The organism is Collinsella sp. zg1085 (genome assembly GCF_018889955.1).
Lineage (GTDB): Bacteria > Actinomycetota > Coriobacteriia > Coriobacteriales > Coriobacteriaceae > Collinsella.
In genome coordinates this window covers 952006-965381 of the sequence record NZ_CP076545.1, presented here as the reverse complement: position 1 = coordinate 965381, position 13376 = coordinate 952006, and the positions used below count along the sequence as shown (strand labels likewise).

At 47.9% G+C, this 13376-nt stretch carries 12 protein-coding genes and 3 tRNA genes; all 15 read left to right on the top strand.

Annotated elements, in window-relative coordinates; genetic code table 11:
• The first annotated feature begins 7 nt into the window (after nt 1-7).
• The 15 genes from trmFO to KPC83_RS04025 all read left to right on the top strand — a co-directional run bounded on the left by trmFO (nt 8) and on the right by KPC83_RS04025 (nt 13344).
• Nucleotides 8-1336, top strand: coding sequence for a methylenetetrahydrofolate--tRNA-(uracil(54)-C(5))-methyltransferase (FADH(2)-oxidizing) TrmFO (trmFO, locus tag KPC83_RS04095; protein ID WP_216278005.1), 1329 nt, complete (start codon nt 8-10; stop codon nt 1334-1336).
• A 9-nt stretch (nt 1337-1345) separates the two neighbouring features.
• Nucleotides 1346-2287, top strand: a complete 942-nt coding sequence (locus KPC83_RS04090) for a tyrosine recombinase XerC (protein WP_216278004.1) — start codon at nt 1346-1348, stop codon at nt 2285-2287.
• A 185-nt stretch (nt 2288-2472) separates the two neighbouring features.
• Complete coding sequence (gene rpsB / locus KPC83_RS04085) at nt 2473-3231, top strand: 30S ribosomal protein S2 (RefSeq protein WP_216278003.1); 759 nt, start codon at nt 2473-2475, stop codon at nt 3229-3231.
• A gap of 43 nt (nt 3232-3274) precedes the next feature.
• Entirely contained in the window at nt 3275-4144 is an 870-nt protein-coding gene (tsf, locus tag KPC83_RS04080; protein WP_216278002.1) for a translation elongation factor Ts, read from the top strand.
• Between the two features lie 117 nt (nt 4145-4261).
• The gene (pyrH, locus tag KPC83_RS04075; protein ID WP_216278001.1) at nt 4262-4981 is read left to right on the top strand and encodes a UMP kinase; all 720 of its coding nucleotides are present in this window, start codon (nt 4262-4264) and stop codon (nt 4979-4981) included.
• 2 nt (nt 4982-4983) lie between these two features.
• Complete coding sequence (gene frr, locus KPC83_RS04070; protein WP_216278000.1) at nt 4984-5517, top strand: ribosome recycling factor; 534 nt, start codon at nt 4984-4986, stop codon at nt 5515-5517.
• A complete protein-coding gene (locus KPC83_RS04065) occupies nt 5518-6318 on the top strand; it encodes an isoprenyl transferase (RefSeq protein ID WP_216277999.1) in 801 nt (266 codons plus the stop codon).
• Between the two features lie 19 nt (nt 6319-6337).
• On the top strand, nt 6338-7195 hold the full coding sequence (locus KPC83_RS04060) for a phosphatidate cytidylyltransferase (RefSeq protein ID WP_253200865.1): 858 nt from the start codon (nt 6338-6340) through the stop codon (nt 7193-7195).
• On the top strand, nt 7192-8358 hold the full coding sequence (dxr, locus tag KPC83_RS04055) for a 1-deoxy-D-xylulose-5-phosphate reductoisomerase (RefSeq protein ID WP_371819258.1): 1167 nt from the start codon (nt 7192-7194) through the stop codon (nt 8356-8358). Before KPC83_RS04060 ends, dxr begins: the two co-directional genes overlap by 4 nt.
• Before the next feature lie 12 nt (nt 8359-8370).
• Nucleotides 8371-9738: an RIP metalloprotease gene (locus tag KPC83_RS04050; RefSeq protein WP_216277996.1), complete on the top strand. Its 1368-nt coding sequence runs from the start codon at nt 8371-8373 to the stop codon at nt 9736-9738.
• Nucleotides 9739-9783: 45 nt separating this feature from the next.
• Nucleotides 9784-10854 (top strand): flavodoxin-dependent (E)-4-hydroxy-3-methylbut-2-enyl-diphosphate synthase, encoded by a 1071-nt coding sequence (gene ispG, locus KPC83_RS04045; RefSeq protein ID WP_216277995.1) that lies wholly within the window; start codon nt 9784-9786, stop codon nt 10852-10854.
• 141 nt (nt 10855-10995) lie between these two features.
• On the top strand, nt 10996-12735 hold the full coding sequence (locus KPC83_RS04040; protein WP_253200864.1) for a proline--tRNA ligase: 1740 nt from the start codon (nt 10996-10998) through the stop codon (nt 12733-12735).
• A 111-nt stretch (nt 12736-12846) separates the two neighbouring features.
• Nucleotides 12847-12919: transfer RNA gene (locus KPC83_RS04035), tRNA-Ala, on the top strand.
• A gap of 45 nt (nt 12920-12964) precedes the next feature.
• Nucleotides 12965-13040: transfer RNA gene (locus KPC83_RS04030), tRNA-Ile, on the top strand.
• 229 nt (nt 13041-13269) lie between these two features.
• Nucleotides 13270-13344 (top strand) — tRNA-Val (locus KPC83_RS04025).
• The last annotated feature ends 32 nt before the right edge of the window (nt 13345-13376 follow it).

Below are 13376 nucleotides of genomic sequence, written 5' to 3'. Positions count from 1 at the left end.
GATAGACATGAGTCAGCATATCGTACACATCATTGGAGGTGGACTTGCAGGTTGTGAGTGTGCTCTACAGCTTGCTGCTCGCGGGTGTAGTGTTCAGCTCTATGAGATGAGGCCAGCTCTCTCTTCTCCGGCTCATCACACGGATAGCCTGGCTGAGCTGGTCTGTTCTAATTCACTGAAATCAACCCGCTATGATTCAGCGGCAGGTACGCTTAAACGCGAACTTAAGGTACTTGGGTCAAAACTTCTAGCCTATGCTGAACAGGCACGCGTTGCAGCTGGTGGCGCTTTGGCGGTTGATCGACGTGAGTTTTCACGTCTTGTTGATAAGGCTATTGCTGCCTGCGAAAACATACATGTCATTCGTGAAGAAGTACAAGACTTTCCGCAAGGTATAGTTATTCTTGCAGCGGGACCTTTATGCGCACCAACGCTTACGCAAAAGCTTCTTGACCGTATAGGTTCTAAGGCACTTTCGTTTTATGATGCAGCGGCTCCCATTGTTGATGCAAGTACGCTTAACTATGATGTGTTATTTCGGCAGTCGCGTTGGGACAATGAGGGGAGAGGTGATTACCTTAATGCACCACTCAACAAAGAAGAATATGAGCGTTTCATTGATGCATTGATACATGCAAAGCGAGTCATTCTCAAAGATTTTGAGCGTCGTGAGTTATTTCAGGCTTGTCAACCAGCTGAGGAAGTTGCGCGCACTGGTCTTGATGCGCTTCGCTTTGGTGCTATGAAGCCTGTTGGTCTTATTGACCCACGTACTGGCAAGCGCCCCTGGGCGGCAGTTCAGCTGCGCGCTGAACAGCGTGAAGGTAGTGCCTATAATCTAGTTGGTTTTCAAACAAATCTTAGTTTTGGCGAACAACAACGGGTTTTTCGGATGATTCCGGGTCTTGAATCGGCAGAGTTTTTTCGTTTTGGCGTCATGCACCGCAATACCTTTGTAGATTCGCCTCATGTACTTGATAAAACATTCAAAATACCGGGAAGCCCCATTCGGCTTGCAGGACAAATTACCGGTACTGAGGGCTATGTTGAAGCGATAGCCTCCGGACTCGTTGCTGCACTTCAAACCTACGCTGAGCTTAATGATATGCAAGCGGTATCACTTCCTGAAACAACCGTACTTGGCTCATTGATAGCCTATGCAACCAATCCAGAAACCTCTAACTATCAGCCGATGCACGGAAACTTTGGCTTACTACCAGCGCTTAAAGGCATACGTCCCCGTTCAAAACGAGACCGCTATCAAGCCTATGCCGAGCGCTCTGATGCCGATTTGGCACAATATCTGGCAAAACGTCCTGAGCTTATGCTTCATTAAGTTAAATCCATGGAACTTTACGAACATATTGATGCAATGCTTGAGTATCTACGGGTGCAAGTTGGTGTTTCACCTGAGACGCTCAAAGCCTATCGCTCTCACTTAGAGGCCTATGCACGTTGGTGTGAGCGAAAGCAACTGAGCGGTTTTAATCCAAGTATGCGTTCTATACGAAGCTATGTAGGAAGCCTCGTGCAAGCGGGGTATGCGCCGCGCACCATTGCTGCACATGTGTCAGCACTTAAGTCTTTTCATCGCTGGTTGCTTAAGCAAGGCCTGATTGATGAGGACCCTACAGCTGTTATGAGTGCACCTCAAATTCCACATACACTTCCGCATACACTTACTCATGCTCAAATGGAAGAACTTCTTGCTCTTCCTCGAGGCAATGAGCCTGAGGATATACGCGATCAGTGCATGCTTGAGTTGTTGTATGCAACAGGGGCTCGAATATCGGAGCTTGCTGGACTTACGCTTGATTCATTTGAGACAGATATGCAGACGGTTCATCTGTTTGGAAAGGGCTCAAAAGAGCGCATTGTTCCGCTTTATACGCGGGCACAAACCGCGGTTCAGACCTATATCCATTCTGCGCGCTCTGTCTTACTTGATAAGAGCTCTCGAAAGGAGCAGACGAGCGCTCTTTTTATTTCTGGTCATGGACGCGCAATGGATGCTGCAGCACTTCGCTATCGCTTCAAAAAGCTCTGCCGTACCCTTGGTTTACCTGCTGATATATCGCCCCATGCAATGCGGCATACCTTTGCAACTGACCTGCTTGAAGGAGGCGCTGATTTGCGGGTGGTACAAGAACTACTAGGACATGCTTCACTTTCAACTACGCAAATCTACACTCACATACATCCTGAGCATCTACGCCATGTCATGCTCCAGGCGCATCCGCGAGCTGAAGATATACCTATAGATACGCGCAATCCCACAGCTTCTTAACATCTTCTATGTCCCAACTTGCACAGAGTATAGAAGCTGCTATTATTTTTCAGGTTGCGCAGAAGCGCAGCATCCATCTCACACGCGCGACTACTCACGTGCCGTGGTGCCTGAATCTTTGGTAGCTATTGATCAGGTGGCATACGAGGTTGACCTCGCGCGGAGGCAAACCACAGGAGGTTTATATGGCTACCAAGATTAACATTCGTACACTGCTTGAGGCTGGCTGCCACTTTGGTCACCAGACACGCCGCTGGAACCCAAAGATGAAGCCATTCATCTTTGGTGAGCGTAACGGCATCTATATCTTAGACCTTAAGCAGACCGTTCTTGAGGCAGACCGCGCTTACTCGTTCCTGCGCAACATTTGCTCAGGTGGCGGTAAAGTTCTTTTTGTTGGTACCAAAAAGCAGGCTCAAGAGGCCGTTAAGAGTGCTGCCGAGCGTGCTGGCATGCCCTATATCAACCAGCGCTGGTTGGGCGGTATGCTCACCAACTTTGTAACTATCCGTTCGCGTATTAACCGCATGGAAGAGCTTGAAACTATGGTTGAAGATGGCTCAATGGCTTTGCGCGTTAAGAAGGAGCAGGCTGTTTTAGGTAAAGAGCTTGCTAAGCTTCAAACCAACCTTGGTGGTGCACGCGATCTTAAGGCTCTGCCCCAGGCTCTCTTTGTTATTGATACCAAGCGCGAAGAAAACGCTATTAAAGAGGCACAGCGTTTGGGTATTCCGGTAGTTGCTCTTATCGATACCAACTCTGATCCAGACGAGATTGAGTATGGCGTTCCCTGCAACGATGACGCTATTTCTGCAGTTTCTCTTATGTGCGAGCTTTTTGCTGATGCATGCTTGGCTGGCACTGGCAAAGAGCAGATTTCTGAGGCTGAAATGGCTGGTGCACCCGCGGCTGAGCCTGCAAGCGCTGAAGTAGCTGCAGAGTAAATAAACCGTAGCTTTACTGTCTACGTGATTGAAAGGACTATCTATGGCACAGATTACCGCCGCCATGGTAAAGGAGCTCCGTGAGCTCACTGACTCACCAATGATGGAGTGCAAGAAGGCGCTTGTAGAGGCTGATGGTGACATTCAGGCCGCTGTTGATATTATGCGCAAAAATGGTCTTGCTGCTGCTGCTAAAAAGGCTGGTCGTGCAACAAACGAAGGCACGATTGGTGCTTTTATTTCTGAAGACGGTCAAACAGGCGCATTGGTTGAGATTTCCTGCGAGACTGACTTTGTAGCCTCTAATCCTAAGTTTACCAACTTTGCAATAGCAGTAGCCGAGCTTGTTGTGCGTGAAAATCCTGCAGACCTCGATGCTTTGCTTGCGACGTCTATGGGTGATGAGACCGTTGAGGCTGCTTTGACTGAGCTCATTCACGTTATCGGCGAGAATATGAAAATTGCTCGTTTTGCTCGTCGTTCAACTGAGGCTGGTGCACTTTCGAGCTATCTCCATATGGGTGGCAAGATTGGTGTTCTTGCTGAGTTTGGCTTTACAAATCCTGAGACAGCTACTTCTGAGGCATTCAAGACCTTTGCTCATGATGTAGCTATGCAAATTGCCGCAACCTCACCTATTTGCGCTGTTCGTGAGGATGTTCCGGCTGAGACTGTCGAGCATGAGAAGTCCATCTATATGGCTCAAGCTGCAGAGTCTGGCAAGCCTGAGGCCATTCAAGAGAAGATGGCTATTGGTCGCCTTGAAAAATTCTTCAAGGGTTCTGTTTTGTGTGAGCAAGAGTTTATTAAGGATAGCAGCATTACTGTTAAGGAGTATGCTGCTCAGGTCTCAAAGACTGTTGATGACGCTATCACAGTAGTTGGATTTGAGCATCTTACCCGCGGTGAGTAGCGCTGTTTTCTCGTGAGGTATTAGCAGGCTATGGGCTTCGTGCTCATAGCCTGCTTTTGTGTATAAAGACCTCAGAATACTGATAAAATGAATCAGACCATATAAGGAGGCCATTGAATGACGTATCAATATAAACGCGTCTTGCTCAAACTGTCTGGTGAAGCCCTCATGGGGGAGGGGGGTTATGGCATTGACCCCCATGTTACCGAACGACTTGCCAAGCAAATCACCTCAATAGCTCAGGATGGCGTTGAAGTGGGTATTGTTGTTGGCGGTGGCAATATCTTCCGTGGGCTTGCAGGCTCTGCAAAGGGTATGGATCGTGCTCAGGCAGATTATATGGGCATGCTTGCAACCATCATGAATGCCTTAGCGCTTCAAGACGCCTTTGAAAAGCAGCAAGTAAGCTGTCGTGTTATGAGTGCTATTCAGATGAATGAGGTTTGTGAGCCCTATATTCGTCGTCGGGCGATGAATCATCTAGCAAAAGGTGACATCGTTATTTTTGCAGCGGGTTCTGGTAATCCTTATTTCACTACCGATACCGCAGCGGCACTTCGAGCCTGTGAAATTGGTGCCGATTGCCTGCTCAAGGCAACTAAAGTTGATGGAATATATGATCGAGACCCTATAAACAATGATGATGCAGTACGTTTTGAGAGCATTAGTTATCACGAGGTCTTAGTGCGTGGTTTGCAGGTGATGGATGCTACTGCGACAGCACTTTGCCAGGATAATAAGATGCCAATTATCGTACTTAATATTGAAGGCACCGATACTATCAAGCGTGCCCTCTCAGGTGAGCCGGTTGGTACTGTCGTATATCAGGAGGACTAATAATGGACGGCATTACTCAAAATATGGATAAGTCCCTTGAGGCATTGAAGCATAACTTTGCAAAGGTCAGAACGGGTCGCGCAAATGCAAATGTGCTATCAGATATCACCGTTGATTATTACGGCGTTGCAACACCTATTACACAGGTAGCTGCTATCAAAACACCTGAGGCACATTTGCTCGTGGTTGAGCCATGGGATAAGGCTTTGGTCAATGCCATTGTGAAAGCTATTTCAGGTAGCGATTTGGGCATTACGCCTAACACTGATGGTTCAATTGTGCGCCTTCCGTTCCCTGCTCCAACCGAGGAGCGTCGTCGTGAATTGGTTAAGGAATGCCGCGACCTTGCTGAGCAGGCAAAAGTTTCTATTAGAAACATTCGGCGTGATTACAACAATAAGCTTGATCGCGATGAAGAGCTCTCTGAGGATGAGGTACGCCGTGAGCAGGCAAAGGTGCAAAAACATACCGATGCATATGTTGCCAAAGTTGATGAACTTCTGCGCGCCAAAGAAGCTGAGGTCATGGAGATTTAGGTGTTAAGCGATTTTGATGCACTTAAAGAACACTTTGCTGATTCAAGCGGCTTACACAGCTTAGATGCTCTTGATATGACGCGTATTCCGCGTCATATCTCTTGCATTATGGATGGTAATGGTCGTTGGGCAGAAGCGCGCGGCCTGATGCGTGCTGAGGGTCATAAGCAAGGCATTGTTGCCTTGCGCGAGATAATAACCACTGCAGTGCGTCTTGGTATAGATGTACTAAGTGCCTATGCGTTCTCGACGGAAAATTGGAATCGCCCGCAGCATGAAGTGAATCTCTTGATGCATTTATTTGCGAAAACCTTTATTGATGAGTTGCCGCTGCTCAAGCGTGAAAACGTACAGGTACGGTTCTTAGGTGATATAGGTGCTTTGCCTAAGAAAACACGTGATGTCTTTGAAATGGGTCTTGCTGAATGTAGGCAGCACACCGGCATGGTGCTAGCCCTTGCGGTCAACTATGGTGGCCGAGCAGAGCTGGTGCGCGCGGTACAAGATTTAGCGCAACTCGTTCAAAGCGGCGATATGAGACCTGAAGATATTAGTGAAGCGCATCTTGCTGAGCATCTGTATACCGCAAATCTTCCAGATCCTGAGCTGGTCATTCGCACCTCAGGTGAAATGCGCGTTTCAAACTATCTGCTTTATCAGATTGCTTACAGCGAGTTCTATATCACCGATACCTATTGGCCTGATTTTGATCGCTGGGAACTACTCGAGGCAATCTATGCCTACCAACAGCGACAGCGGCGCTTTGGGGGTCTTGTTTCTGTATCGAATACTCCTGCTTAACGAGTATGTAGGGAGGATCGTGTCCACTTCAAAAGCTACAACACCTGAGCAGCCCGAATCGCGCGTTGGATGGGTTGAGCGTTTTTTAACACGAGCCATTTGGGGCTTGCTCTATGCGGGCACCTTTATAGCTTCATTATTTGTAGGGCGCTACACAACGGCAATCTATATTGCTATAGTCTCAGGACTTTGCTGTTTTGAGTTTTTCCGCATGGTGCGCCGTGATGGCAAGGTGCCCAATGTAGTGCTCGGCCTCATAACAAGTGTTTTATTTCCTCTTTCCGCGCTAGGTCGTCAGGCATATTTGCTTGCTACAATTTTTGTGCTCTTTTTATCAGTTGGCTTATGGTACGTCTATTCGCCTCGTACCCGTATTGCTGATATTGCTACAACCGTTTTTGGACCGCTCTACACAGGGTTTATGCTCTCGGCAATTGTGCTTACCCGCACAAGTATAGATGGATGGCAAGGTGCACTTTTAAGCGTGGGAGTATGCGCCTCACTTTGGCTCTCTGACTCGTTTGCCTATATGTTTGGTACACGTTTTGGCAAACATAAGATGGTGCCCAAAATTAGCCCAAAGAAGAGTTGGGAAGGTTTTGTTGCAGGCCTTGTTGGTTCGGTGCTCATTTGGCTTATTCTTGCTGCGACAGGCTTTTATAAACTTGATATAAGCTATGCCGTTATATGTGGGCTTGTTGTATCTGTCATGGGTGTTTTTGGCGACCTTATTGAAAGCCGCATTAAACGTGCGGTAGGAGTTAAAGATTCAGGTGACATTATTCCTGGTCATGGCGGCATGCTTGATCGCATGGACTCGCTTATTTTTGGATGTATTACGGCGCATCTTATGTTGAGTTTGGGCGGCGTATTGTGAGTGATTGTATTAAAACCGTTGCTATTCTTGGGGCAAGCGGTTCTGTGGGCACACAAACCATCGATGTTATTGCTCAACACACCGATAAACTTGCGCTTAAGTTTATATCGGTGCATACGCAAACCAAGACACTTGTCGATGTAGCACAGCGTTTATCGGTGCCAACGGTTGCAGTGACTGATGAGCGTCATAGCCATGATGCGGTGTTATCTGAGCTTTCTTCAACAACGAAGTTGCTCGTAGGTATGCATGATGCAATTGAAGCGTGCAAAGATTCAGATATTGATATTGTTGTGCTAAGTGTTGTTGGAGCTGCAGGTCTTACTGCTTGCTACGAGCTTATTAAAGCAGGAAAAACTGTTGCACTCGCCAATAAAGAGTCGCTTGTTGTGGGCGGCGACCTAATCATGCCTATGGTAGCTGCAGACCAGCTCTTACCGGTTGATTCAGAGCATGCTGCAATTTTTCAATGTTACCAAGGCGAAGATGCGCGAGCTACCCATAAAATTTGGCTCACCTGTTCTGGTGGCCCTTTTCGTGGTCTTTCGCGCCAAGAATTGATGCACAAAACACCCTCCGATGCTCTTGCACATCCTACCTGGAACATGGGTGCCAAGATTAGCATCGATTCGGCAACTCTCATGAATAAAGGTCTTGAACGCATTGAAGCCATGCATCTGTTTCATGCAGACCTCAACCAGATTGAAATTCTGATTCACCCTGAGTCGAAGATTCATTCAATGGTGGAGTACTGCGACGGGTCAATACTTGCTCATATTGGCATCTCTGACATGCGTATTCCTATTCAGTATGCACTTTCATATCCTGAGCGCTGGGAAACGCCTGCGCCGCGCCTAAACTTTTTTGAACTTCAAGCATGTAGCTTTGATGCACCCGATATGGAAAGCTTTAGGTGCTTGCAGCTTGCTGAGCGAGCGGCGCGCGCAAGGGGTACGATGCCTTGTGTGCTCAATGCGGCTAATGAGATTGCAGTCTATGCGTTCTTAGATGGCAGCATCGGTTTTACCGCCATTGATGAGACGGTTGAGCGGTGTATGGACATGCATGTTGCGCGTCCGGTTGAGTCGCTTGAGCATCTGTTAGAAGTTGACGCGTGGTCGCGCAGCTATGCACGGCAGGTCATACGAAGGTATAGCTCATAGAGATGGGTTTTCATGGAGAATGTGGTAAGCGTTGTATCGGCAGTTTTTTGGGGTCTTATCGTTTTATCTATTTTGGTTTTTTTGCATGAAGGTGGGCATTTTTTAGCGGCGCGTGTCTGTGGCGTACGCGTACGTGAGTTCTTTCTTGGCTTGCCTTCACGTTTTCGATTCAGTTTTGCAAGCAAACGCATAGGAACCACATTTGGCGTGACCCCCATTTTATTAGGCGGATATGCAGCAATTTCTGGTATGGAGCCTGAAGATGCTGCGTTAGCGCCTCGAGTGCTTGCATTCATTCATGCAAAGGGACAAGCTGATATTGAAGAGCTTGCTGAAGCGCTTGCCTGCACAGAAGATGAAGCGCTTGAAGCGTGTCTTTCACTTACGAATTGGTGTTCAATTGCGCCAATCTATGATGAAGCTGCAGGTATTGTACCTGGAGGAAAGCTGTTGCCGCTGAAATATGCTGCTCTAGCGCGCGATCGAGCGGGCAACACAATGTTTGATGGGCGCGCTTATACACGTACAGAGGCTAACAACGAGGGAGAGCCTTGGTTGTATGAGTGTTCAGATGAGGAACTCTATGAGCAAGAGCGCCGCCGCACCTATGCGGGTGTGGGATTCTGGCGACGCGCTCTCATGCTACTTGCAGGCATCGCTGTTAATTTAATAACCGGGATTATATTTTTGGTGCTCGCGTATTCTGTTTTTGGTTTTTCTGTGCCCCAAAATGAAAACCTTATTGGTGCTATTCAAGCTCAGTCACCTGCTGAAAAAGCAGGTTTACAAGCACATGATCGTATCTTGTCTATTAACGACACACCAACCAACACATGGGAAGACCTTGTTAAGGCTCTCCAGCATGAGAGCGTGGATACAGATATTCGTATTCGCTATGAGCGCGCAGGAGCTAAAAGCGATACCACAGCTCAGCTTGGTCAAGATAGGCGCTTGGGCATTGAGGCATCGTATGCAACACTTCGGCTCAACCCGATTGATTCAGTAGTTTTTGGTACAAAACTGCTTATTCAAACAGCACAACATGTCATACAGTTAATCCAGCCTCAGCATACCTTACAGGTGCTTGAGCAGTCTTCATCAATTGTTGGTATCTCGGCTATGTCTGCTCAAGCAGCCGCCCTAGGTCCTGCAGCACTGCTGCAATTTATGGCTTTGATTTCATTTTCTCTAGGCTTTATGAACCTGCTCCCTATTCCGCCACTTGATGGGGGAAAGCTCGTCTTTGAGATAATCCAAGCTGTGAGCGGACGCACAATTTCGTTGCGCGTGCAATCAATTGTGAGCTATGTGGGTATTGGAGTGTTTGCACTGTTGTTTGTCTATATGCTTCGTAGTGATATTCTGCGATTTTTTGGCTAGCACGCGCCTGCGCTCACGCCTCGATTAAAAACAGGGTGATTTCTTATGACCACAGCTTCTCACATACCTCGTATACATACGCGTGCTGTTCCCGTTGGTTCTATCACTATCGGTGGGGGAGCGCCCGTAGCTGTTCAGTCTATGACAACCACCGATACGGCTAATCTGGTCGAAACGCTCAAGCAGGTCAGGGCATTGGCGCATGCCGGCTGTGATGTCGTGCGTGTCAGTGTTCCTCATAAAAAATGCCTTGCAGCATTTAGAGAATTGTGCCAGGTAAGTCCCGTGCCCATCATTGCTGATATTCATTTTGATTACCGACTTGCTGTGAGCGCCGCTCAAGCTGGCGCGGCAAAACTGCGCATCAATCCAGGTAATATTGGCTCATGGGATAAGGTTGATGCAGTGATTGATGCTGCTGGTGAGGCAGGGTGTGCAATTCGTATTGGAGTGAACGCTGGGTCCTTGCCTCAATCAATTGCTGAGCGCCAAGATATAAGTCAGTCTGAAAAACTTACCTTGTCAGCCCTTTCATGCGTTGAACATTTTGAGCAGCGCGGGTTTCAAAGTATTGTACTCTCCGCTAAGGCACATAGTGTTTTAACCACGCTTGATACCTATCGACGTTTGTCGCAAGAACTGCCTGAGATACCCCTGCATTTGGGTGTGACCGAAGCAGGCGGCATACGTTCAGGTACTATAAAAAGCTCTATTGCGCTTGGTGCGCTCTTGGCTGAAGGCATTGGAGACACATTGCGTGTTTCGCTTACTGCAGACCCGCTTGAAGAGGTTCCTGTTGCATGGGGCATCCTTGCTGCAGTGGGCGTGCGCCGTCGCGGGCCAGAAATGATTAGTTGTCCCACCTGTGCACGCTGCCAGGTCGATATGATTCCCATTGCTCAAGAAGTAGAGCGGCGACTTGAACAAAGTAACAAGCCCCTATCAGTTGCAGTCATGGGTTGTGCGGTCAATGGTCCGGGTGAGGCCTCAGAGGCCGATGTAGGTATTGCTTGCGGGTCAGGGCAAGCGCTTCTTTTTCGCAGTGGAAAAGTTATTGCTAAGGTTTCTGAAGACAATCTCGTTGAGCGACTCATGGCAGAGATTGAGCAGATGTAAGTTAGAAATGTTGACCTACCGTCACGCGAATAGCCCTCAGTTACTGTCTATATGTATCCACTTCAGGAGCTTATCTCTTTTGGCGCGCACTATTTGCGCTATTATGCTGCTTATTGTATAGAGTATCTATAAGGGAGCGTTATGACACGAACAACAAAAACCGCCCATATGCGCATGTCATCACTTTTTGCCCCAACGCTTAAAGAAGACCCAGCAGAAGCAGAGCTCAATAGCCATCGCCTGCTTTTACGCGCAGGCTTTATCCGCAAACAAGCTGCTGGCTTATACACGTATTTGCCGCTTGCATGGCGTTCGCTGCAAAAAATTGAAGAGATTATTCGTGATGAAATGAACGCATCAGGCGCTCAAGAGCTGCAAATGCCCATTATGGTTGATGCGGCTCTGTGGGAAGCTTCAGGGCGTTTTGGTGCTTATGGTCCTGAGTTAATGCGATTTAGCGACCGTCATGGGCGTGAGTTTGTTTTGGGTCCCACACATGAAGAAACTATCACCGACCTTGTTAAAGACGAGCTTAAAAGCTATAAGCAACTGCCGGTAAACTTGTATCAAATTCAGGATAAATTCCGCGATGAAATGCGTCCCCGCTTTGGACTTATGCGCGGACGTGATTTCATCATGAAAGATGGCTATAGCTTTGACGCAAATCCTGCTGGTATGCAGGCAAGCTACGATACCATGAAAGATGCCTATGCCCGCATTTGTGAGCGCTGCCATATCAAAGCACTTCCTGTTGTTGCAGACTCAGGCCAGATTGGTGGCGATACCTCGGTTGAGTATATGGCGCTGGCAGATGCTGGTGAGGCAAGTCTTGTATATTGCGATTCTTGTGGTTATGCAGCAGATGATGAGGCAGCCGTGTCGCCTCTTGTTGTAGAGGCGCTCAGTGCAAATGATGAAGTTACTCGTGTTCATACACCAAATATCACAAGTATTGCAGCACTTGCTCAGTTTTTTGATATTGCTGAGCGCGCAACTGTTAAGGCGCTTGCTCTTCTTGATGAAGCTGGTAGCCCTGTTGTTTGTTTCTTACCGGGCGACCATGATTTGAATGAGGTTAAGGCAGAGCATCTCTTTGGAACGTATCATCTGATGGACGATGATGAGCTTAAGGCCTATAAACTGCATAAAGGCTTTATGGGTCCGGTTAATCTGCCAGATGGTATACGCATTGTCTGTGATACAAGTCTTAAGAGCTCAGCACACTGGGTTTGTGGTGCTAACGAGCTTGATTATCACCTAACAGGAGTATGTCCTGGTCGTGATTTTGAGCCTGATACTTGGGCTGACCTTGTTACGGTTGTGGCAGGAGACCCTTGTCCTCATTGCGGCGCTTCGCTTGCTGGAGCGCGGGGCATTGAAGTGAGTCAGGTTTTTCAGCTTGGCACCAAGTATTCTGAGGCAATGGGCGCCACTTTTATGGATGAAGATGGTAAAGAAAAGCCATTCTATATGGGCTGCTATGGTATTGGTGTATCGCGTACCCTTGCTGCAGCAGTTGAGCAATATAACGATGAGTACGGTATTGTGTGGCCGGTAGCAATTGCTCCTTACGAGGTAGCTCTGATTCCGCTTGACCCCAAGAAAGAGCCTTGTTTGAGCGCTACTGAGACACTCTTTGAGTCGTTGCTCGAAGCGGGTATCGAGACAATTCTTGATGACCGCGATGAGCGACCTGGTGTGAAATTTGCCGATAACGACCTCATGGGCTTTCCTTATCAGGTAATTCTTGGTAGACGTGGGCTAGAAAGAGGTGTTGTAGAGGTAAAAACACGCGCCACTGGCGAGCGAGTAGAAGTTTTGATAGATGAGCTTGTTGCATATATAACAAAACGGGTGAGCGCGGAGCGTGATATGGCATAGCTCAGAAGGGAACGGGGGAGTGATTCTTGCTTTTGTGAGTTGTGGCTTGTAGGGTTTTGAAAAAATGCTTGCACAAATGGCTCACATCCCCTATATTACTTTTTGCCGATTGGGGGCGTAGCTCAGCTGGGAGAGCGCTTGACTGGCAGTCAAGAGGTCAGGGGTTCGATCCCCCTCGTCTCCACCCAAGTACAAACTCAGCTCCTTGCTCAGGAGCTGTTTTTATATTGGGCTCATGGCGCAACGGTCAGCGCAGGGGACTCATAATCCCTTTGTTGTAGGTTCGAATCCTACTGGGCCCACCACATAGCAGCAGTTAGGGAGTCGATTTTGGCTCCCTATTTTGTTGATAGAGCCTATGTTTAATAGATTTGACAAACATGAGAATGTCTTTAATAACAAGCAGTTCTCTTTGATAGAGCTTTAAGACGTGCTCCCAAAACCTGTTCTTCTCTATGCCATTTTTAGCCTTCAAGCAATTCTTATTGAATCGGCGCGGCTTCCTATGCTAGTATTTATGAGCCGTTCAGGCATGGGCGTTTGGCTCAGGGGTAGAGCACATCCTTCACACGGATGGGGTCACAAGTTCAAATCTTGTAACGCCCACCATCACCAGTTCAGGGACCCGATTTTACGGGTCC